This is a genomic window from Idiomarina abyssalis, from assembly GCF_900116625.1.
Classification (GTDB): Bacteria; Pseudomonadota; Gammaproteobacteria; order Enterobacterales; family Alteromonadaceae; genus Idiomarina; species Idiomarina abyssalis.
In genome coordinates, this window is the sequence record NZ_FPBE01000003.1 from 229,103 (window position 1) to 251,495 (window position 22,393).

Annotated in this window: 21 protein-coding genes; 11 read left to right on the plus strand and 10 right to left on the minus strand. The window is 48.2% G+C overall.

Annotated features, from left to right (window positions below):
* The first annotated feature begins 23 nt into the window (after positions 1-23).
* Positions 24-791 carry a peptidylprolyl isomerase gene (locus BM359_RS08195; protein ID WP_054488647.1) on the plus strand — a complete coding sequence of 256 codons (768 nt, stop codon included), beginning with the start codon at positions 24-26 and terminating at the stop codon, positions 789-791.
* 63 nt (positions 792-854) lie between these two features.
* Entirely contained in the window at positions 855-1,493 is a 639-nt protein-coding gene (gene tmpT / locus BM359_RS08200; RefSeq protein WP_054488644.1) for a thiopurine S-methyltransferase, read from the plus strand.
* Here the strand turns inward: tmpT and BM359_RS08205 are convergent.
* The gene (locus tag BM359_RS08205; protein ID WP_054488643.1) at positions 1,490-1,765 is read right to left on the minus strand and encodes a hypothetical protein; all 276 of its coding nucleotides are present in this window, start codon (positions 1,763-1,765) and stop codon (positions 1,490-1,492) included. The two genes, tmpT and BM359_RS08205, sit on opposite strands and share 4 nt — an antisense overlap.
* Before the next feature lie 74 nt (positions 1,766-1,839).
* Complete coding sequence (locus tag BM359_RS08210) at positions 1,840-4,080, minus strand: nitric-oxide reductase large subunit (protein ID WP_054488640.1); 2,241 nt, start codon at positions 4,078-4,080, stop codon at positions 1,840-1,842.
* A 374-nt stretch (positions 4,081-4,454) separates the two neighbouring features.
* Here BM359_RS08210 and nrdG point away from each other — a divergent pair, with 374 nt between their 5' ends.
* The 4 genes from nrdG to nhaD all read left to right on the plus strand — a co-directional run bounded on the left by nrdG (position 4,455) and on the right by nhaD (position 8,742).
* Positions 4,455-4,928, plus strand: a complete 474-nt coding sequence (gene nrdG / locus BM359_RS08215) for an anaerobic ribonucleoside-triphosphate reductase activating protein (RefSeq protein ID WP_054488638.1) — start codon at positions 4,455-4,457, stop codon at positions 4,926-4,928.
* Positions 4,929-4,930: 2 nt separating this feature from the next.
* Complete coding sequence (gene nrdD, locus BM359_RS08220; protein WP_054488636.1) at positions 4,931-6,769, plus strand: anaerobic ribonucleoside-triphosphate reductase; 1,839 nt, start codon at positions 4,931-4,933, stop codon at positions 6,767-6,769.
* Positions 6,770-6,879: 110 nt separating this feature from the next.
* Positions 6,880-7,284 carry a hypothetical protein gene (locus BM359_RS08225; protein WP_054488633.1) on the plus strand — a complete coding sequence of 135 codons (405 nt, stop codon included), beginning with the start codon at positions 6,880-6,882 and terminating at the stop codon, positions 7,282-7,284.
* A 24-nt stretch (positions 7,285-7,308) separates the two neighbouring features.
* The gene (gene nhaD / locus BM359_RS08230) at positions 7,309-8,742 is read left to right on the plus strand and encodes a sodium:proton antiporter NhaD (protein WP_054488631.1); all 1,434 of its coding nucleotides are present in this window, start codon (positions 7,309-7,311) and stop codon (positions 8,740-8,742) included.
* Positions 8,743-8,929: 187 nt separating this feature from the next.
* Here the strand turns inward: nhaD and hemN are convergent, their stop codons facing one another.
* The gene (gene hemN / locus BM359_RS08235; RefSeq protein ID WP_054488629.1) at positions 8,930-10,291 is read right to left on the minus strand and encodes an oxygen-independent coproporphyrinogen III oxidase; all 1,362 of its coding nucleotides are present in this window, start codon (positions 10,289-10,291) and stop codon (positions 8,930-8,932) included.
* 34 nt (positions 10,292-10,325) lie between these two features.
* Positions 10,326-10,823 carry a ubiquinone anaerobic biosynthesis accessory factor UbiT gene (gene ubiT / locus BM359_RS08240; RefSeq protein WP_054488627.1) on the minus strand — a complete coding sequence of 166 codons (498 nt, stop codon included), beginning with the start codon at positions 10,821-10,823 and terminating at the stop codon, positions 10,326-10,328.
* A gap of 94 nt (positions 10,824-10,917) precedes the next feature.
* Here ubiT and ubiU point away from each other — a divergent pair, with 94 nt between their 5' ends.
* Genes ubiU through mog form a run of 3 tightly spaced genes read left to right on the plus strand, consistent with a single transcriptional unit; the run spans position 10,918 to position 13,361 of the window.
* Positions 10,918-11,910 (plus strand): ubiquinone anaerobic biosynthesis protein UbiU, encoded by a 993-nt coding sequence (ubiU, locus tag BM359_RS08245; protein ID WP_054488625.1) that lies wholly within the window; start codon positions 10,918-10,920, stop codon positions 11,908-11,910.
* Positions 11,911-11,915: 5 nt separating this feature from the next.
* Positions 11,916-12,788, plus strand: coding sequence for a U32 family peptidase (locus BM359_RS08250; protein ID WP_054489065.1), 873 nt, complete (start codon positions 11,916-11,918; stop codon positions 12,786-12,788).
* A 33-nt stretch (positions 12,789-12,821) separates the two neighbouring features.
* Entirely contained in the window at positions 12,822-13,361 is a 540-nt protein-coding gene (gene mog / locus BM359_RS08255; protein ID WP_054488623.1) for a molybdopterin adenylyltransferase, read from the plus strand.
* On the opposite strand, the gene BM359_RS08260 is transcribed toward mog, so the two are convergent.
* Positions 13,362-13,544: an SLAC1 family transporter gene (locus tag BM359_RS08260; protein WP_159430341.1), complete on the minus strand. Its 183-nt coding sequence runs from the start codon at positions 13,542-13,544 to the stop codon at positions 13,362-13,364.
* 35 nt (positions 13,545-13,579) lie between these two features.
* Entirely contained in the window at positions 13,580-16,249 is a 2,670-nt protein-coding gene (locus BM359_RS08265) for a nitrate/nitrite transporter (protein ID WP_054488619.1), read from the minus strand.
* Between the two features lie 311 nt (positions 16,250-16,560).
* Between BM359_RS08265 and BM359_RS08270 the strand changes: the two genes are divergently transcribed.
* The gene (locus tag BM359_RS08270; protein ID WP_054489063.1) at positions 16,561-17,763 is read left to right on the plus strand and encodes an NnrS family protein; all 1,203 of its coding nucleotides are present in this window, start codon (positions 16,561-16,563) and stop codon (positions 17,761-17,763) included.
* On the opposite strand, the gene BM359_RS08275 is transcribed toward BM359_RS08270, so the two are convergent.
* The 3 genes from BM359_RS08275 to norR are packed head-to-tail and all read right to left on the minus strand — an operon-like array spanning position 17,760 to position 20,457.
* Positions 17,760-18,515 carry a HesA/MoeB/ThiF family protein gene (locus BM359_RS08275; protein ID WP_054488618.1) on the minus strand — a complete coding sequence of 252 codons (756 nt, stop codon included), beginning with the start codon at positions 18,513-18,515 and terminating at the stop codon, positions 17,760-17,762. The genes BM359_RS08270 and BM359_RS08275 overlap by 4 nt on opposite strands.
* On the minus strand, positions 18,512-18,916 hold the full coding sequence (locus BM359_RS08280; RefSeq protein WP_054488616.1) for a YbaN family protein: 405 nt from the start codon (positions 18,914-18,916) through the stop codon (positions 18,512-18,514). The genes BM359_RS08275 and BM359_RS08280 overlap by 4 nt, the downstream gene beginning before the upstream one ends.
* Entirely contained in the window at positions 18,913-20,457 is a 1,545-nt protein-coding gene (norR, locus tag BM359_RS08285; RefSeq protein WP_054488614.1) for a nitric oxide reductase transcriptional regulator NorR, read from the minus strand. Before norR ends, BM359_RS08280 begins: the two co-directional genes overlap by 4 nt.
* A gap of 187 nt (positions 20,458-20,644) precedes the next feature.
* On the opposite strand from norR, the gene BM359_RS08290 reads away from it, so the two are divergent.
* Positions 20,645-21,184: a hemerythrin domain-containing protein gene (locus BM359_RS08290; RefSeq protein WP_054488612.1), complete on the plus strand. Its 540-nt coding sequence runs from the start codon at positions 20,645-20,647 to the stop codon at positions 21,182-21,184.
* Here BM359_RS08290 and BM359_RS08295 read toward each other — a convergent pair.
* Positions 21,178-22,389: a murein transglycosylase domain-containing protein gene (locus BM359_RS08295; RefSeq protein WP_234972480.1), complete on the minus strand. Its 1,212-nt coding sequence runs from the start codon at positions 22,387-22,389 to the stop codon at positions 21,178-21,180. The two genes, BM359_RS08290 and BM359_RS08295, sit on opposite strands and share 7 nt — an antisense overlap.
* Positions 22,390-22,393 lie beyond the last annotated feature (4 nt).

A 22,393-nucleotide genomic window follows, 5' to 3' on the forward strand; every position in this document is an offset into this window, starting at 1 on the left:
CAACCCTCTCAGGGAAGGTTGTTATGATACAAGTGAATCAAGTGGAAATTGCGGAAAAGGAAATACTGGCTGAAATGCAGTATCACCCCGCTGACACGCAGGAAGAAGCCATGAGTATGGCAGCTGAAGCACTGGTAATCGGTGAGCTGTTCAAACAAAGGGCAAAAGATTTAGGCATTGAGGTACTGGATGACACCGCGCAGGGCGGCGAAGATGACTTCATTGAAATTCTGATTGAACGTGAAGTAGCTCGCCCGAAAGCGGACGAGCAAGCTTGCAAACAGTACTTTGAGCAAAACCCGGAGCGCTTTAAAACGTCGCCGATTGTTGAGGCTCGCCATATTCTGTTAGCGGCAGCGCCGGATGATGATCTTGAGCGGGTGAATGCAAAGCGTATGTCGGAGCAGCTTATTCAGCAGTTGCAGGAAGGCGACGACTTCAGTCAGCTTGCACGCCAGTATTCCTCGTGCCCGTCGAAGGAGACCGACGGAAACCTGGGGCAGTTGAGCAAGGGGCAAACCGTTCCTGAGTTTGAACGCCAGTTGTTCACCGCTGAAGAAGGGTTAATGAAATACCCGGTAGAAACTCGTTACGGGTTTCATGTGGTGTCTGTTGACCATAAAATTGATGGTAAGCCGTTACCGTACGAGGCGGTTAAAGACAAAATTGCGGAATACCTGGAAGAGAAAGTGCACCGTAAAGCGGTTTCTCAATACATACAGGCATTGGCGAATGAAGCTGATATCAAAGGGTTCGATTTTGTTGATACCGGTTCACCGTTACTGCAGTAAGCGGCTCTATTTCTGCTAGGATAGGCACCCAAAGGGGTGCCTTTTTTATTTTGGAGTTAAATTATGGAATCTGCCTTCTGGCATGAGCGTTGGGAAAATCAGCAAATTGGTTTTCATCAGCCACACACACATGAACTATTGCTGAAGTATTTTTCTGGTGTGGTAAGGCCCGGAGCAAAAGTGTTTGTGCCTTTGTGTGGTAAATCAAATGACATGTTGTGGCTGCTGGAAAAAGGCTACCGTGTTTTTGGGGTAGAGCTGAGTGAGCTGGCGGCTAGGCAGTTTTTCGAAGAGAACCAATTAAAACCCAAAATAACCCAGCGTGGTGACTTCAAAGAATATGCTCTGGATGAGCTGGTCATATGGGTTGGGGACTTCTTTAAGTTAGTTAAAAGTGACCTTGCCGATATTGATGCCTGGTACGATCGCGCCGCCATGATTGCGCTACCACCTGAAATGCGTCAACGCTACGTTCAACAGCTATGCGAGCAATTACCCGAGCAGGCAAAAGGTTTACTGATTACGTTGCAGTACCCGAATGGGTACCGTGAAGGGCCGCCGTTTTCGGTATTGGAAGGGGAAGTCGAAGTGGGTTATGGTCAGCGTTTTAGCATTGATCAACTGGAGTCAGCTGAAACCACAGTTAACGGGAAACAAACGGACGATAACCCGGTTACTGAGCAAGTGTATAAGCTGGATTAATTCATTAGTTTATTGCGCCGTAAAATCTTTTCGGTACGGCGTGCCAGTTTTTCCATAAAAACCAGATCCGCCAGAGTCGGGTCAGCAAGTTCATTATCCAGGTCGGCCTGCCATTGGCTGACCTCAGCATCCAGCATTTCCATCATTTTCTTAGAACAGCCGCGGCAAATACCCTGGCACATATCCGCTTCTTTTAAGCCAAAAGGAATGTGTTCGCGAATAGCGTCCAGCAACTGATACATCGCGGTTTTGGTATCGGGTTTGCGGCTCATACATCCTCCGATTAACTCGTCCAAAAAGAAAAACCAGGCTTCGACAAAGTTGTAGAAGCCTGGTTTATTAAGGGTTAAGCAGATTTATGCTTTAAGCCTTTTATGACTTGCCAGGTGATGCCTAGTGCACCCACGATGAAGACCATGTCACCGACGGTACGGAACCAACGTAGGTTCTGAAGCAGAGGCTGTTGCATGAAGGCTTCACTACGTGCGTACCATAAACCTTCAGTCGCAGCGGCGTAGAACTGAATGAAACCGACTGGTAGCAAGCTGGTGAAGAGCATTAGTGCTAAGCCAATGTTCATTGTCCAGAAGGCCATTTTCATCAGTTTTTCATCAAACTGCAGAGTTGGTCGTATGTAGCGCAGAATTAACAGGACGAAACCAAGCGCCAGGAATCCGTACACACCGAATAGTGCTGCGTGTGCGTGAGTAGGCGTAGTGTTCAAACCTTGTACATAGTACAGCGAGATAGGCGGGTTGATCATGAAGCCTAATACGCCGGCGCCTAACATGTTCCAGAACGCAACGGCAACGAAGCACAGTAGTGGCCATTTAAGGCGTTGCATCCAGTCAGCACGTTTTTGCAGGCTGTAGTTTTCCCAGGCTTCATAGCCCAGTACAATCAGCGGTACCACTTCTAACGCTGAGAAAGTAGCGCCCACGGCCATAACCGGTGTGGTTGTGCCTGAGAAGTACAAGTGGTGGAAGGTACCCGGGACACCACCGAGCATAAACAATGACGCTGAGGCCAGTGCTGCAACGGTTGCCATACGGCGGGAAACCAAACCCATGCTGTGGAAAATGAACGCCAGTGACGCAGTGGCAAATACTTCAAAGAAGCCTTCTACCCACAGGTGAACAATCCACCAGCGCCAGTATTCCATGATAGAAATGTGAGTACGCTCGCCGTAGAAGAAGCCGGCACCGTAGAACAGGCCAATGGCAACGACTGAGGCGGTGAAGAGTGCCAGTAAGTTCTTGTCGCCTTTCTCTTTGAAGGCACCAACAACACAGCGCATCATCAGTACTAACCAGAAGACGATACCCAGGAACTTACCAATTTGCCATAAGCGACCTAAATCGACGTACTCATAGCCCTGGTGACCTAACCAGAAGTTCAGGTGTTCAGGCATGATTTGCGCGATGGCTAACCAGTTACCGATAAAGGTACCCGCAACAACCAGAACCAATGCCCAGAACAGGATGTCGACACCCAGTTTCTGATACTTAGGATCTTTACCACCATTAATAATCGGTGCCAGGAAGAGACCTGCAGCCAGGAATCCGGTCGCTATCCAGAACATGGCGGCCTGAATATGCCAGGTACGAGTTAGTGAGTAGGGGAACCACTCTGAAATATTAATACCGTAGAACTCTTGCCCTTCTACTGTGTAGTGCGCGGTAAGACCACCCATTAACACCTGGAAAGTGAACAGAGCAACAACGATAAACAAATATTTGCCCAAAGCTTTTTGCGATGGAGTCAGTTTGACTTTAGCAATAGGATCATGCTCTGGCGCAACCAGTTCCTCTTCTTCTTTGTCGCGTAAGAATGCCCACGCCCAAATTAAGAAACCAATACCGGCGATCAATAGGATAACACTGACAATGGACCAGATAATGTTTTCTGCGCTAGGCACGTTATCTATCAATGTTTCATGTGGCCAGTTGTTGGTATAGGTGATGTCGGCATCAGGACGCTCAGTAGCAGCTGCCCATGCGGTCCAGAAGAAAAAGTCGTTCATTACTGCGCGACGCTCAGCTGAAGGCAGAGTGTTTTCCTTCATTGCATAGCTTACGCGAGTAGGGCGAAGCTCTGGGTCATCGCTGAACAGTTTTGAGTAGTACTCACCAGTTTGCTCAATAGCCTGAATGCGTCGCTCACTAAGAGTAACGGTGTCTGAGGCTTTGTCGTAAGTATTGGTGCGATACTCTTCCTTAAGTTCGTACTCAAGTTGGTTCTGCTGTACACCGGTAAGCTGTTCATACGGCTTATCGAAGACTTCGTGGGCACGAATGTCTAACCAGGCCAGCAACTCACGGTGTAGCCAGTCAGCTGTCCAGTCCGGAGCCTGGTAAGCACCATGTCCCCAAATTGAGCCAAGCTGCATGCCGCCAACCGACTGCCAGGCTGTCTGCCCGTCTAAAACCGATTCCTCGGTTGCAACGACGTTACCATTGGTACTCATGAACTTATCCGGAATAGGCGGAGCCTCCCGGTAAACTTCCGTTCCAAAATACCCTAAAACGCCAAAGGTAATTGCAAGAACTGCAATTAGCGTCCACCAAAGCTTACGATACCCGGCCATTGTTGACCTCCTTGATGCTGAACAGCTTCATGTTGTTACTCCATAGGTTTATGAGCAGAGAATTCTTATTAATTCACTATGCGTTCACCTAATTGCAATATTGAGGCCACTTTTTAAAGTGTTGATTACTATATCTTTTATTTTAAATAGGGTTTTTATGACTGAGTTTTATTAGGTTGTTTTAACTGGCGTGGTTAAAAGTACCCTAACGGTCATTTCTACCCTAAAAGAGGTATCTCTTAAGGCGGGTTGGCAGCTTTATTCCTTTCTGCTTAAACCTTGAGCAGGATCAATGCATTCGCATCAGACTCTCCTATGCTAGAAGCACAATATGTAGTGTTGAATTTAAAATAACTAACGATATATGGTGTTTTATGCCGGTTTACCCCACAAGACTGCATTACAGCGCGGAACAGATTGTCTGGCAGGAAGTTCCGGGAGAAGTGGCGTTAGCTTACACCATTACCGGCTGCCCGGTTGGGTGCAAAGGCTGCCATAGTGTGGATAGCTGGCCGGTCGGAAGTGGCGAGCCACTGACGCAGGAGCACCTTCAGCAGCAGTTGCAAAAATATCGCGGATTAATTAGCTGCGTTTTATTTTTGGGCGGCGAGTGGCAGCCAACGGCACTACTGAAACTATTAAAGCAAGTAAAAAATGAAGGGCTGGAGACTTGTCTGTATACCGGCTATGAAAACGTCTCAATAGCGCTTCGTGAACAACTGACTTATCTAAAAACCGGACCGTGGATAGCTGCCCGGGGCGGCTTGGAAAGTCCAACGACCAACCAACGATTCTATGACTTACGGACACAGCAGTTATTGAACTGCGAGTTTCAAACAGGAGAATAATTATGTTGCGCTTAAACGAAGAACAAGTCACTGGCAAAGTCGATTTCATCCACGAGTATTTACATGCTCAAAATGCAGCCGATGGCTCAAAAATGGATGCAAACGCCAACGTCACACAAAAGAACATAGCAACGCTTGAAGCCGAGTTAATGAAAGACTTTTTTGTGCAGGTTAACCGCAAGCAGGTCAGCAATAAAATAAGTGAGCTTTTTGGTAACGATTTGGCAAAAGAGTACGTTCGTCAAATTGAGGACCATGAAATTTACGTGCATGACGAAACCAGCCTGAAGCCTTACTGTGTTTCAGTCACTATGTACCCGTTTTTACGTGACGGATTAACGAAGCTGGGCGGCGAATCTCAGGCACCTAAGCATCTAGAGTCGTTTTGCGGCACGTTCGTCAACTTTGTTTTTGCTGTAAGTTCCCAGTTTGCCGGAGCGGTTGCTACGGTCGAGTTCCTAACCTACTTCGACTACTTTGCCCGTAAAGACTACGGCGACGATTACTTAAATACCCATCGTCACCAAATTGAAAACCACTTGCAGCACGTGGTGTATGCACTGAATCAGCCAGCGGCGGCTCGCGGCTACCAAAGTGTGTTCTGGAATATCTCTATTTACGACCAGCATTACTTTGACAGTATGTTTGGTGAGTTTGTTTTCCCTGCGGACTTCACTAAGCCGGAATGGAGTTCGGTGAGCGCGCTGCAGGACTTCTTCCTGGACTGGTTTAATAAGGAACGCGAAAAAACGATTCTAACCTTCCCGGTGGTGACGGTTGCCATGTTAACCGACGACGGTCAGTGCAAAGATCAGTTATTTGCAGAGAAAATCGCCGGAGAAATGGCTAATGGTAATTCTTTCTTTGTCTACTTATCCGACAATGCCGACTCGTTAGCTTCATGTTGCCGACTACGCAGCGAAATTAGCGACAATACCTTTTCTTATACCCTGGGTGCCGGTGGTGTCGCTACAGGCTCTATTAATGTCATAACCATGAACATGAACCGCTTGGTTCAGGATGGCAGAGATTTAGAGGAGGAAGTCAGCAAAATTCACAAATATCAGGTGGCTTACAGAAAGTTGATGGAAGAATATAAAGAAGCGGGTCTGTTAACCGTTTATGATGCCGGCTTTATTACTCTGGACAAGCAGTTCCTGACTATAGGCATTAACGGCATGGTTGAAGCGGCTGAGTCGCAGGGGATTACCGCAGGTAACAACCAGGCTTATAAAGACTTTGTGCAAAGCCATTTAAAAGTGATTTACGACGCTAATAAAGCCGCGAAAAAAGAATACGGCTATATGTTCAATACCGAGTTCGTGCCAGCAGAAAACCTGGGTGTGAAAAACGCTAAGTGGGACAGAGCTGACGGCTACAAAGTGAGCCGTGACTGCTACAACTCCTATTTTTATGCGGTAGAAGACGACGACGCCAATGCATTGGATAAGCTTGTTCTTCATGGAAAAGAGTTGATTGAATACCTGGACGGCGGTTCGGCTCTGCACTTAAACCTTGATGAAAAGCTCAATACCTCAGGGTATTTGTCGTTACTGAATATTGCTGCAAAAACCGGCTGTAACTACTTCTGCATTAACGTCAAAATTACCATTTGTAATGCCTGCGAACAGATTGATAAACGCACCTTAAGCGAATGTTCCAGCTGTGGCTCTGCAGACATAGACTACGGTACACGGGTTATTGGCTACCTGAAACGTGTATCGGCATTTAGCGCAGGTCGACGCAAAGAGCATCATTTGCGTCATTATCACCGTAAACAGCCGTCAGAGGTTGCTGTTGGCGCAGCGCAAGCCAATATTGGGCTGCGAAAAGCCAGCTAAAATTTGAAAACTACCCATAAAGAGGGAGCCCGCCTCCCTCTTTTTTCATGCCTTAAAATTGCGCTTTTATGGTATTCTCCGCGCGCACTTCCGGAAATTCAGGTGAAGCCATGGAAATCAATAGTTATCAAGACTTTATAAAAGCAGCAAAACAACAACACGAACCTCAGCGTTTGCTGTTTGTGTTGGCAAAAGCGCAACTCCCCGAGCAACCGACAGACAGTCAGAAGCAGCAATTCGAAACACAGGAAGGCGGCACATTAGAGCCGGTACTTTGTGTCGATAAACTGCCCGAAGAAGTCGAAGACTTTTCTGCGTTGGTTGAAGAGTCTAAACGCACCGACATTGACTGGGATATTGCGTTTATCAGCGCAATGGACGGCCGCGGCGGTCATCCCATTTCAAGCGACGAAGCCAGCCAGCCACTGGAAATGATGGTGCAACAAATTCAGGCCGGCATGATCAAACATTTTTTAACCATTAACCGACAAGGAGAGTTGGTGCAGTTACTGTAGAGGTACGCTGCGCCCTATGTGGCCATGACAAAATTTCTGATTACCGTTATTACCCTGTTTTTTTCGGTATCGGCACTGGCGGCAGAGCCCGCCATCTCTCCTTTTGATTTAACCCAGTCTACTGTTGGCTACACCGCCATTATCATCTTTGTTCTCGCCTACATTTTGGTGATGGGCGAAGAAAAGCTCCATATGCGTAAGTCAAAACCGGTATTGGTTGCCGCCGGCCTCATCTGGATTTTAATTGGCTGGGTGTATACCGGTGATCAGGCCGCTATGGCCGAATCTGCTTTTCGCCATAACCTGCTTGAGTTTGCGGAATTGATGCTTTTCCTGTTGGTGGCCATGACCTATATAAACGCCATGGAAGAGCGCCGTTTGTTCGATGCACTGCGAGCCTGGTTACTGAAAAAAGGCTTTAGTTATAAGCAGCTGTTTTGGATAACCGGCTTACTGGCCTTCTTTATTTCTCCGGTGGCGGATAACTTAACGACTGCCTTATTGATGTGTGCCGTGGTCATGAAAGTTGCCCAGGACGATAAGAAATTTGTCGCCTTATGTTGTGTCAGTATTGTGGTTGCGGCCAACGCGGGTGGTGCCTTCAGCCCCTTTGGTGATATCACCACGTTAATGGTATGGCAGGCAGGACAGGTCACTTTTACTGAGTTTCTTCGTTTGTTCTTGCCATCGGTTGCTAACTATTTAGTACCGGCAATTGTGATGAGCTTTTTCATTGAAAATAAAAAGCCGACAACACTGCACACCGAGGTGGAACTAAAACGTGGTGCGCTGCGAATTACCGCCTTATTCTTACTGACGGTAGCTACAGCGGTAACTTGTCATATTGTACTGCACCTGCCGCCTGTGCTGGGCATGATGATGGGCTTAGGTTATCTACAGTTCTTCGGTTACTTCTTACGTATGACACTACCAGGCTCTCTAGCTCGTAAACGAGCGATGGCAGAGCGCGTAGGCGACCAAAAACGGCTGGAGCAATTAGGTGGTGTGGTGCCTTTTGATGTATTCAGCCGGGTTTCGCGAGCGGAGTGGGACACTCTGTTGTTCTTCTACGGAATCGTTTTATGCGTTGGCGGTCTTGGCTTTATGGGGTATCTGAGCCTGCTTTCTGAAACGCTTTACGGCGGTATGAGTGCGACAATGGCGAATACCATTCTGGGTGTCGTTTCGGCGGTCATTGACAACATTCCGGTCATGTTTGCTGTACTGTCGATGGAACCCGATATGTCACATGGTCAGTGGTTGCTCATTACCCTAACCGCAGGTACCGGTGGTAGCTTACTCTCCATTGGGTCAGCAGCCGGTGTCGCTCTAATGGGGCAGGCCAGAGGCTACTACACCTTTGCCTCCCACCTGAAATGGACCCCGGTCATAGCACTAGGTTACATAGCCAGCATATTACTGCACCTGTGGCTTAACGAAACAACGTTTCATATTTAGTTAGTGGGAAGGGAAGAGCTCTCTCAGGGCAGGGCTTCTGTTCTCAGAGAGACGCCGTAAACCCAGCCATGGGGGCTTGAGTGGCGCCATCCTTGGCGCTACTCACTCTCTGAGTTGGAAGCTCTAACCACGTGAACGTCCTTTCCTGATCGCCCCAAACGTATGAAGACCGGCTTACCTCTTTCTACTAAACCACTTTGGAGTAGCGGTTCTGGCCGTGGTCCAGGTATTCGTCAAAGCATGCGCAGATGCTGCGAACCCACAGGCGACCTAATTCTGTGACACGCAGCTTTTTATCCGATACATCAACTAAGCCGTCTTCAATAAACGGTTTTAACAGCGGTATGGCTTCGGCGAAATGTGCCCAGAAGTCATCGATATTCCACTCGGCTTTAAAGGCCTCAATATCCAGCTCAAAGTGGCAGATAACCTGAGAAATTAGAGCGGCGCGAATTTTATCCTCGTCCGTTAATGCCATGCCTTTGATAATGGGCTTTTGTCCGTTATCTATCATTTTGTAGTAAGCCGGTAGCTCTTTTTCGTGTTGCCAGAGCACACCGTTTACCTGGCTAATGGATGATACGCCCAGGCCCAGTAATGCATCCTGCCCGTCGGTCGTATAGCCCTGGAAGTTACGTTGCAAACGACCTTCGCGCTGAGCAATTGCCAGACCGTCGTCTTTCTTCGCAAAGTGGTCCATGCCAATAAACTGATAACCGGCCTCGCTAAGCTGAGTAATGGCTTGTTCCAGCAGGCTTAACTTAACCGAAGGTTGTGGAATGGACTCTTCTGGTATTTTCTTCTGCCCGGCAAAGCGTTCAGGCAAATGCGCATAGCTGAATACCGAAATACGGTCAGGGTCCATTTCAATCACTTGCTCAATCGACTTCCTAAAGGTTTCCGGACGTTGGTAGGGCAGTCCGTAAATTAAGTCCAGGTTAATAGAGTCAAAGCCCAGTTCTTTACTCAGCTTCAGCTGATGAGCGATTAAATCGACATCCTGTACGCGGTTAATGGCAATCTGAACTTTTTTGTCAAAGTCTTGTACGCCGTAGCTGACACGGTTAAAGCCTAACTCGCGCAAATGGCGAAGTTTTTCATCACTGCAACTGCGTGGGTCAATTTCAATACTGACTTCCGGATTACTGGCAAAAGTAAAGTTCTCGTGAACCAAGTCCATTAACCGGGTCAACTGCTGTTCAGTCAAAAAGGTTGGAGTACCGCCGCCTAAATGAATTTGGCGGATCTTCTTGTCTTTTACCATGGGCTGGTACATCGCCATTTCTTTGGCCAGGTAATCCAGATATTTATCGGCTTTGTGCTGATGGCGGGTGATCACCTTATTGCAACCACAGTAGTAGCAAAGCTTATGGCAAAACGGTAAGTGCAAATACAAACAGAGTCCGTCACCTGCATTTTTTAGTGCGGCTTCAATGCGGTTTTCTGAAAATTGTTCGGAAAGCATCAACGCCGTGGGATAAGACGTATAACGAGGTCCATTAATGTTGTATTTTTCGATTAATTCTTTATCCCAGGTAACTGTACTCATAACCACCTCTTGACCTCGGTCAAAACTTATTTAATTAACTTATCTGTATTGTTTCACCTTTTTCTTTATAAATAAAATCGCTAAAGCGGTCGCCTATTAAAAATAAGGCCTTGGGAAGCTTTTGATTTACCTCAATAGTGTCTAAGAAGTTTTTTAAATGTAACCCTAATTCGGTATTGCCTTTTACCATTAACTTTCGGTTGAAAAATAAAGTGTCAGGATCAACCTTGCCATAAATCAATAAAAGCAGCGCGTCACCATCTGCTGAAAGCTGTACGTCGGCATTTACAGGCCTCTTAAGGGCTTTTAGCTGGTTCCCTTTTAAGGTTAAAAAGAGTGATAAATCAATATCTTTTACTTTTATCTCAATAACTCTTTCAGAAATAAAGTCAAGATCACCCGATATTATTTCTTCTTTAAATAAGCGGTTTAATAATTGTTCAGATCCAAAGTTAATAATGCGCTCTGGTATTAATTTATTTATTGGCTGAATTATTTTAGGTATAGAAGATACCCAATTGGTGGTATTCATTTTTTGCTCCATAGACAACAACAAAATAAAAGACTTGGGCACTATAATAAATAAACAAATAAGGCGCTACAAAATAGTTAAATAGAGGTTTCAGATGGAATTGTTATGTCCAGCCGGAAGTATCCCTGCATTAAAAGCGGCTATAGAAAATGGTGCCGATGCGGTTTATGTGGGGCTAAAAGATGAAACCAATGCGCGTCATTTTGCAGGTTTGAATTTAAACCAGATGAAGTTATCGGAAGCAGCGGACTACGTGCATAAGCATGGCCGTAAACTGCATGTTGCTATTAACACCTTTGCCCATGCCAACAGTTGGGAAAAATGGCGGCAAGCGGTCGATGATGCCGTACTGGCCGGTGCCGATGTGCTGATTATTGCTGACTTAGCGGTTTTGGCTTATGCGGCGGAAAGGTACCCGAGAGTTGAGAGGCACTTATCGGTGCAGGCTTCTGCAACCAACGCAGGTGCCATTCGATTTTACCAGCAGTTTGGTGTTTCCAGGGTCGTTTTACCCCGGGTTCTGTCTATGCAGCAGGTACGGGCGCTGGCGCGCACAACCGACGTTGAGCTGGAGGTGTTTGCCTTCGGTAGTCTCTGCATTATGGCGGAAGGGCGCTGCTACTTAAGTTCTTACCTGACCGGTGAATCACCTAATACCGCAGGAGCCTGCTCGCCCGCCGCTTTTGTGGAGTGGGACGAACAGGACAACAAGCTGGAATCTCGGCTTAACGGTGTGCTCATTGATCGTTTTGATGAAAACGAAAAAGCCGGTTACCCCACTTTGTGTAAGGGACGCTTTTCGGTCGATGACGAAATTTACAACGTGCTGGAAGAGCCTACCAGCCTGAACACCTTGAGCCTGTTGCCGCAACTTTATAAAGAAGGCATTGCCTCCTTAAAAATTGAAGGGCGACAGCGCAGTCCGGCTTATGTATCACAAATTACCAGAGTGTGGCGTCAGGCTATAGACACGGTTATGGCCGACCCCGACAACTTTGAAGTGGCAGATAACTGGAACTCAGTTCTGTCCTCGCTTTCTGAGGGCAGTCAAACGACGCTCGGCGCGTACCACCGGAAATGGAAGTAACCAACATGAAGTTTTCTTTAGGACCTAACCTGTACTTTTGGCCAAAACAACAGGTCTTTGATTTTTACCAGCAGGCTGCCGAGTCGGATGTTGAACATGTGTATCTTGGTGAAACTGTCTGTAGCAAGCGGCGTGAGTTGAAGCTGGATGACTACCTGACAATAGCGCACATGCTAAGAGAAGCGGGTAAGAAAGTGACGCTGTCGACCATGACCTTACTAGAGGCACCTGCTGAATTAAGAGAGCTGGGTAAGTATTGTGACAATGGTGAATTTGATGTTGAAGCTAATGATGTCAGCGCCATTGGTATATTGCAGGAACAGGGGCTTAACTTTACCGCCGGGCCGGCTATTAATATTTATAATCATCAGAGCCTGCGCCGCTTAATTGATATGGGCATGACGCGTTGGGTTGCGCCTTTTGAACTCTCGCGTGACTGGCTGCAGGATATTTTACAGCAAAACCTGATTAATACGGTGAGAGACTGTTTTGAGGTGGAGGTGTTTTCTTTCGGTCATATGCCACTGGCCTGGTCTGGACGCTGCTTTACTGCGCGGTCAGAAAACCGCCCGAAGGATCAGTGCGAACTGTGTTGCATAAAGTATCCGGAAGGCCGCGAAGTTAAAAGCCAGGAAGGGCAGCAGGTGTTTGTGCTTAATGGCATTCAGACGCAATCGGGTACCCGCTATAATCTTATAAATCAATTACCCAGTATGAAAGATCTGGTTGATATTGTACGCATAAGCCCGCAGCCGGAAGGGACTTTTGACTGGCTAGGGCGTTTCCGTAACAATGTCGATGGTGAGCAACCCGTAAAACTAAATAGTAAAGAAAGTAACGGCTATTGGTTACAGCTTGCGGGTTTGGCAACGGCGTAACGGAACAAAGCATTTATAGCGAAAAGGATAACTATGTCAGAGAAAATAGCTCGAATTGGTGTACTAACCGTTAGTGACAGGGCCAGCGCCGGAGTGTATGAAGACATTTCCGGGCAGGCGATAAAAGACACACTAAGCGACTATTTAACGTCACCGTGGCAGGCAGAGTACCGGGTTATTGCCGATGAACAGCTTCTTATCGAGTCCACCATTAAAGAGTTAGTGGATAAAGAAGGGTGCTGTCTGGTCGTAACTACCGGAGGAACCGGGCCGGCCAAACGCGATGTCACACCTGAAGCGACAGAGGCCGTTTGCGACCGTATGATGCCGGGTTTCGGTGAATTAATGCGACAGGAGTCTTTAAAGTACGTTCCTACCGCCATTTTGTCGCGGCAAACAGCAGGGCTCAGAGGCTCGTCATTGATTATTAACTTACCGGGTAAACCTAAGGCCATTCGGCAATGTCTGGACGCTGTATTTCCGGCCGTGCCGTATTGCATTGATCTTATGGATGGGCCTTACCTTGAGTGCGATGAATCGCTCATTAAGCCCTTTCGTCCCAAAAGTAAGTAGTTACTTCTGCTGCCGGAGCCGCAACAGGCTTCGGCATAACCCAATAAAAGTGACTCCCCAAGCCAGCAGTGCAATGTAAAAGAAGGCTGAAGGCCATTGCTGCTGGTGGGCAGCAATGGCGATGATTCCTGTTGCCATCACCAACCCAAAGTAGGCTGGTGACAGTTCTTTTGCTTTACTCATTAGACTCATAGTTTTCATACCTGAGCCCAGACGGTTTAGCAGGGGTCTGGTGCGTTTTTACGAGAGTAGAACCACCAGGTTATCACGCTGCATATAGCGTAGAAGACAATAAAGCTCACTAAGGCAGCGGATACGCTTCCTGTCAGACTAATGGATGAACCATAAGCTTTCGGGATAAAGAAGCCGCCGTAGGCTGCGAATGCCGAGATAAAACCAATAACCGCAGCCGATTCTTTATTGCCCTGCTTAATGGCTTCGTTGGTATCGCCCAGTTCGCGTTTGCGCTGGTTCAGGAAAATGACCGGAACCATACGGAAAGTGGAGCCGTTACCAATACCCGTTGCAATAAACAACACCATAAAGGCAGCGAAGAAGCCCCAGAAGTTGCCTTCAGTACCGGCTATTGGCAGGAAGTACATGACACCTGCTACGCCGGCAATCATCAGCAGGAAGTTCCAGAAGGTTACCCTTGCACCGCCTAGCTTGTCAGCGACAATACCACCGACGGGACGAGCCAAAGCACCAACTAACGGACCAAGGAAAGCGTAAGCGGTTGGGTCAACTTCAGGGAACAGCATACCGGATAACAGAGGGAAGCCAGCAGCGAAGCCGATAAAGCTTCCGAACGTTCCCAAATAAAGGATACACATGATCCAATTATGACTGCGTTTGAAGATAACGGCTTGATCACTGAACGAAGCTTTCGCTGAGGAAATGTCGTTCATACCAAACCAGGCTGCGACAGAGCCAATAACAATTAACGGAACCCACAAGAACGCAGCGTTTTGCAGCCAGACTTCCTGACCCGCATTCGCACCTTCCTGGATCACCAGTGGGTCACCTCCCATACCGCCAAACACACTGGCAGCAATAACCAGAGGCGCCAGTAACTGCATACCCGATACGCCCAGGTTACCCAGACCAGCATTCATGCCCAAGGCACCGCCTTTTTCCTTCTGTGGATAGAAAAAGCTGATGTTGGACATACTGGACGAGAAGTTACCGCCACCAAAGCCGCACAACAATGCAAGAATCAGCATGATCATGTATGGCGTATCGGTATTTTGAACGGCAAAGCCAATCCAAATACACGGCAGTAGTAAGGACGCTGTGGATATTGCTGTCCAGCGACGGCCACCAAATATCGGCACCATGAAGCTATAGAAGATCCGTAAGGTCGCACCCGACAATGCTGGCAGTGCCGCTAACCAGAACAGTTCGTTTTGGCTGTAAGGGAAGCCGAGAGCCGGCATTTTGACCACCAGAATACTCCAGATAGTCCAGACTGCGAACGCCAAAAACAGGTTGGGTATGGAAATCCACAGGTTACGGGTGGCAATGCGCTTACCTTTTTCTTCCCAGAAGGTTTTATCTTCCGGACGCCAGTCATCCAGCACCATAGAGTTCGGAGTGGACAGCTCGGGCAGGTCGCGTTCTTCGCGGTCTTCGCGATACTCAACACGCTCTGCGCGAAGAATAGCAAAATGCATCCACGCGAGTGCGGCTGCAGCAATAACGAATAACAGCATAAAGCTGCTCTGCCATACACCAATCACATCGTTCAGCATGCCGAAGGTTAATGGCAGCAAGAAGCCACCCAAACCACCAATCATTCCGACCACACCACCAACAGCACCAACGCTTTTCGGGTAATAAACCGGAATATGCTTGAATACAGCGGCTTTACCCAGCGACATAAAGAAGCCGAGTGCAAAAGTAAGGAAAACAAAGCCAAGTAAAGTGATTTCGAAGTGGAAGTTATAAGTCTGGTTTACCCCTTTAACCGCGTACTCGGTGCTGGGATAACTCAGTAAGAAAGTACAAATTACCGATGCAATGAATGTCCAGTACATGACTCGACGAGCCCCGTATTTGTCAGACATCCAACCGCCCAGAATACGAAACAACGAAGCAGGGACAGTGTAAAGTGCCGCTATCATACCGGCCGTTTTTATATCCAGCTCGTAAACACCGATAAGGTAGTGCGGCAACCATAAGGCTAACGCGACAAAAGCACCAAAAACAAAGAAGTAGTAAAGTGAGAAGCGCCAGACACGAAGATCACCAAGGGGCGACAGCTGCTCCCAAAAACCTTTTTGCTGAAGTTCCTGACGAGTTTCTTTTAGCGGATCGTCTTTTGCCAGGAAAAGAAAAACAACACCGGCAATAGCCAGTACCGTTGCATAAATTTGCGCAGTACCCTGCCAACCAAGGGCTATTAGCAGAAACGGAGCACCAAAGTTAGTTACCGCCGAGCCAACGTTACCGGCTCCGAAAATGCCTAGTGCGGTGCCTTGCTTTTCTTTTACATCGTTAAACCAGGCCGCCGTATAAGTTACACCAACAATGAATGAACCACCGGCCAGGCCAACACCTAATGCGGCAATCAACAACATAATGTAGCTGTTAGCAAAGGTGAGCAAATAGACACAGGCTGCGGTCAGTAACATGAGAATACTGAAGACTTTGCGACCACCGTACTGGTCGGTCCAAATACCCAGGAACATACGGCTGATAGAACCCGTTAATACCGGGGTTGCCATCAGTAAGCCCAACTGAGTGTCAGTTAAGTTGAAGTCGGCTTTTATCTGAATGCCGATGATTGAAAAGATGGTCCAGACCGCAAAACAAAGCGTGAACGCCAGCGTTGAAATAGCGAGCGCTCTGTTGCGTTGACCACCTGTGACTGACAGGGGTTGGTTCATGAAAGACCTCCAGTTAGATCCATTAAGTCAGATGGCTAAACTTTACTGTTAAGCGCAATAAAATGCTTTAGTATCAAAAGACTAGGACGAAGCGGAAGGTTCTGGTAATGCTACTTTAAGGGTAGTTTCAAGTGTCTTGGGAAAGCCTGTTAAAAGCGAGGAGGCTACCCCTTAATGGGTAATTTTTACTTGCCATAAAGAAACGAAATCAACTAAGGGGTACTAACTTATTTTCGCGAGTAAGCAGTCGATTTTCCGATAAATAAAAGATATATTACAAATGTACCTTTAAAAATTAAGCGGTGACAATGATGCAGATCACAGACAAACAAAAAGAAGAGCAGTTAATTCCAATTCTGCGCCAGGCATTTCGACCGCTGTTCCTGCTGGGAGCAGGGTTTAGTGCCATCGCTATGCTGTTGTGGGGGCTGGCACTTGGTGGAAAGGTCGATTTGCCCGTATATGGCAACATCATGTTCTGGCACTCCCATGAAATGATGTTCGGCTTTGTTATCGCTATTGTGCTTGGTTTCCTATTAACCGCGGTGCAGAACTGGACGGGGCTTAGAGCACCTCACGGCAACACCTTGCTCATTCTGACGGTATTATGGGCAGCAGCGCGGCTGGGTCTTTTGTTTGGGAGTGAGTTGCCCTGGTGGCTGGTTGCGGCAGTCGATATCAGTCTTTTACCTGTTGCTGCATTTTTGTTCGGGCGCATGGTACTCAAGGTGAATCAGACCCGAAACTTATTTTTTGTCCCCATTCTGTTGTTGCTGACTGTTTGTAATTTGCTTATGCATTATGGCTTGCACTTTGGTCAGTACCATATTCAAATTCTTGGTGCCTACAATGCGGTGTTCCTGGTGGCCTTGCTTATGGCAATTATTGGCGGCCGGGTACTGCCCATGTTTACCGCCAATGGCACTATGACACCGAAAGTACAGCCGATTGTCTGGCTTGATCGTATTGCGCTGGGTAGTTTGTGGCTTATTTTTGCGGTTCACTTTTTGAATCTGCACACCATATTACCCAGTCAGGTGATGGTCTTCCTATTTACCGTTTCAGCTATTGCTACAGCGATACGGGTAGCGCGCTGGAAAATCTGGATGACCTGGCGGGTGCCGTTACTGTGGTCGCTGCATTTGGCCTATTGGTTTATTCCGGTTGGGTTGGCGCTATTTGCACTGCGCTATGCCGGTTTTGAGCTGACTCAGAGCCTGGCTATGCACGCACTGACCGCTGGTGCTATGGGTAATATGATTTTGAGCATGATAGCGCGGGTATCCCTGGGGCACAGTGGCCGTCCATTGCAGCCCAAACTGATTATGACCGGCGCATTCTTATTGGTGCTAATTGCTGCACTGACCCGGGTCTTTTTAATGTGGCTGGCGCCAGAGTTAACCAGCCAGTGGCTCATGTTCAGCACTTTAGCCTGGGCTTTGGCTTACGGTATTTATGTTGTGGTTTACTTTAAAGTGCTGACTACGCCGCGTGCTGATGGAAACCCGGGTTAAAGGTCTGCACAGTGTGGGCACTGCGGGTGCTTCTGAATATTGAGCCGCTGCCAGTCACTGTGCAGCGCATCAAACAATAATACCGATGAATACAGCGGCTGGCCAATACCAGCCGCTATTTTTATTGCTTCGACAGCCTGCATGGTACCTACCACCCCCACCAAAGGAGACAAAACACCGGCTTCTGTACAACTGAGTTGCTGCTCACCAAAAAACTGGCTGTAACAGGCGTAGCAGGGCGAACTGTTTTGCATAGAAAAGCTGGCAATCTGACCTTCAAAACGAATGGCAGAGCCGGAAACCAACGGCGTTTTACTTTTGAGGCACGCTTTATTAACGCTGTTACGTGTCGCCAGGTTGTCGCAGCAATCGACAATGAGCGTGGCATCTTCTGCTAAGTTCATCAGCAAAGCGTCGTCTGCCCGTACCGGCAGTACTCTAATGTCAGTTTCGCTATTCAGCTGCATCAGGTGCTGGCGAGCTTGCTCTGCTTTGTTATTCCCTACGCTGCTTTCGGTGAACAGAATTTGGCGTTGCAGGTTATGACGGTCAATTACATCGTCATCGACTAAGGTGATCTTTCCAACGCCAGCGGCGGTTAAATAAGGCGCAACGGCGCAGCCTAATCCGCCCAGGCCAATGATGACCAGATGGGCGTTTAGTAACCTTTCCTGGCCTTCTAAGTCCATAGCCGGTAGGGCAATGTGCCGGTTGTACTTCAGCATCTGCTGATGAGAAAGGGTTTTACTCATAACGAGTTTCCATTATTTTCAGGTACAAATTCAGGGCGAGTGGCCAGCCAGTAACCCACGGTGAGTAAGACCACACCCACCAGCCCTTTTAACCACACGGGAACCTGTGGAACCAATAACCATAACACCAAATAACCTGTTGCCATCATAATCAGGGCTATGACTTTGGAACGGCGTTTTATGACGCGATTATCGCGCCAGGCTCTAATATCCGGACCGTATTTTGGGTGGTTAATCAGCCAGGCCTCCAAACGAGGCCAACCCTTGCTGGCAGCCCAGAGCGCGGCAATAAGAAACGGAACAGTCGGCATTACCGGCAGGGCAATACCAATCAGCCCCAGTAGCACAAAAAATAGAGCCAGAGCGCGCCAGAGCAACCGAATCAACAACTCCCGGGTCATGACTTCATTCCCAACCGGCCTGCCATTTTGTGCAGGTTACTGGCGTCCAGTTGCAGGTCTTTAGCAGCTTGACTCCAGCTGTTGTTATGCCGACTCAAAGCCGCTTCAATCATTTTTCTTTGGGTGTAGCTAACCGCCTCCTTCATGGAAACGTTATGCACCGGCAACTCGGCTCCTCCGCTGTTTTTATCGGAATCCAGAGAGGCTGACATGGGTAACTGAACATCGAGATCCAACATGTCCGGCTCAATGGTCGCAATATCGGTTTTCTCAACGCCATGGCTCAGCAGCTTAATGGCCGCGCGGCTTATTACGTGCTCCAGTTCGCGCACATTACCCGGCCACTGATACTGCTGTATGGCCAGTTCCGCTTCCGGCGACAGCCGCAAAGCACGAAGCCCCAGGCGCGCGCGGTTTAACTCAAGAAAGTGACCGGCCAGAATCGACACATCGTCATCGCGCTCACGCAAAGGAGGTATGGGTAACGGGTAAACCGACAGGCGGTGGTACAAATCCGCACGGAAGGTTTCATTACTGACTTGCTGGCGCAGGTTACGGTTGGTGGCTGCTATCAGGCGTACGTCCACTTTACGGTATTTGTCCGAACCCAGTCGCTGTATTTCACCGTTTTGCAGAACCCGTAGCAGCTTGGCCTGTATCGACAGTGGCAGTTCGCCCACTTCATCCAGAAATAAGGTGCCGCCATGAGCCGCCTCAAAGCGCCCGGAACGGTCGCTGGTAGCACCGGAGAAAGCGCCTTTAACATGACCAAAGAGCTCACTTTCAGCTAAGGATTCTGGCAGCGCAGCACAGTTAACATAAATAAGCGGCATATCGCTGCGCTGCGACAATAAGTGAAGTTCGCGTGCGAAGAGCTCTTTACCGACGCCGGTTTCCCCTAAAAGCAGTACCGGTAAGTCAGCACCGGCGACAACTCTAAGCTCTTTCAGAACACCTTCAATGGCTTTGCTCTGACCAATAATTTCAGAGTCGTTGGTTTCTGTCGCTCCGGCTTGCGGCATGGCGCGTTGTTGCCCCTGACGCAAGGCTCTGACGTTTTGCTCAAGCTGGCCAATACGCACCGCTGTTTCAACGAATAAACTGAACTTTTGCAGCTCGAGTATGGAATCATCGGTAAAGGTGCCTGGCTGCAGGGCATCTAATGTCAGCACCCCCCAGCATTTGTTTTCCAGGTACAAGCTGATTCCCATGCAGTCGTGTACGGGCAGTGCATTACCCGGCTGCTCGGCTAATAAACCGTCGTAAGGGTCTGGTAACGATGAGTCATGCTCAAACCTTACCGGGCTGCGGGAAGCCAGCAGTGCCGCCAGCCGTGGGTGTTGCGCAACCACGAAGCGACGACCCAGAGCTTCGCGCACCAGGCCCTGAATAGCGACGGGCTGAAGTACCTCGTTATCCAGTTTCAGTAACACCACCGCCCCACAGTTGAAATGACGGCGTAAGGTATTGACCAAATTTTGTAAACGAACGGCGGCAGGCTGCTCGGTCAGCAGGTCTGCTAATAGACTTTCTTGTAACATGGTTAAATTGACTGCTCAGGTTAAAAAGACCCTTATTGGTTGGGTTGATAGTACCTTGGCACCCCGGAGAGTCAATAATCACAATGGGGTAGAAGCTGGCCTGTTTGTTGCAATCAACAGCCATAGCGAAAGTTTAGACCGTTAAGTAACGGCTGAAAATTTTAATTTAGCAAACAGGAGTTACCCCATGAATACTTTAAATGAACGTTTACAAGCTGCTGAACAGAAATGGCAGGACGCGAGCCCTCAGGAATTAATCGAGCACATCTATTTGCGCTTTCACCAGTGTCATCGTGACCAGCTGCCAGAACTAAAGCAGTTAGCTATGCGCGTGGAAGAGGTTCACGGTGATCATGCCGAAGCGCCTAATGGTCTGGCTGAGCACTTAGACAATATGTTGCAGGAGCTGGAAAGCCACATGATGAAAGAAGAACAAATCCTGTTCCCAATGTTGTCGCGTGGAGTCTATCCAAGCGGCCCAATTTCAGTCATGGAAGAAGAACACGTGCAGCACGAAGACGAAATCAATAAAATTAATGAACTGACCAACAACCTGACTTTGCCTGAAGGCGCCTGTGGCACCTGGACTGCGCTTTATAACGGCCTGAAAGAGTTGCAGGACGACTTACGCGAGCATATTTACCTGGAAAACAACGTACTTTTTGTCGAGAAGAAAGCGGCAGCACCGGTACACGGTAAAGATTTTTGCTGTGGGTCTTGTCAGTAATTTTGCTTAAAGTACATCACCTTTTCCAGGTACCGGCGGCTTTCAGCCAAAGGATGTTTTGAAGTTAAGTCCCGGTAAATGACACCGGGCTGACTTCGGTTCATTATTTGAATGGCCCGGTTGCGGTTGGATGAAAAGGTTTTCAGTACATTACCCGCACCGCCGTTATATGCGGATACTATAGCGTACTCACGGCTGCTTGGGTTTTGCACGCCTTTTAAATACTGGGTATTGAGAATGTATAAGTAGGCACTGCCTATATCAATGTTCTGGGCGGGGTCAAATAACTGCTCAGAGGTTGGCTGGCCGGGAACTTCGCGTACCCGCTCAAAGACATCTCGCCCGGCGGTAGCTGCCACCACCTGCATTAAGCCATAAGCATTGGCATGGCTTACCGCATAAGGGTTGAAGCTGCTTTCGGTTTCAATAATGGCGTAAATAAGCTCAGGTTCAATGTCGTAGCGCTTCGCGGCGGCAATCACGTAATCGGAATATTGATGTTTGCGTAGCGCTTTATGGTCGTCCACCAGCGCAATTTGTACTTCATAAACGTCGTTGTCTTTGGCACGGCGAGTGCGAAGCTCGTTGTTAACTAAATACTTGGCAAAACGGTTGGCTCGCCACTGGTATTCGACCACGACATTGTCCTGGTCAACAACCTGGCCTCGCAAAAAGGGCTTTCCTGAACCTTCTGGCTCTTTATCGGTAAATATATCAACGGCGGTGAGATCGGCGGGTGTCAGCAGCGTGCGTACAATTGCCGCCTGCAATTTTTGCCGGGTTTCGGCGGGATCGCCGCTGTCATGTAAAGTGGCTACGGTCAGCAGGCCTTGCTCAAAATCAACCACGGCTTTGGCATGAAAGTTATCGCTGTATTTAACGTACTTTTTCTCGCTGGGAACCGTGTCTTTTTCTTCACCCCAAATGGCTTCGGCAACGGTACGAAGGTCGCGCAGTGCTTTGCGCAGATCTTCAATATCGCTAATAAGCTGACGGGGGTTACTGCGGTAGCTATTGAGACGCTCACGAGCTAACGATTCAACAACCGCTGTGGGGTCATTTCCGCTTAGGATGCCAGAAGTAACTACTCGCCTGACGTTATTCGGTGTCACTTCACAGCCGGCCAGAATTATTGTGGTAGTTAAAGCCACCATTAGTGTGATTATTTGAGTCTTTTTATTCATAGCGCCTAAATTGAGCTTCACTTAC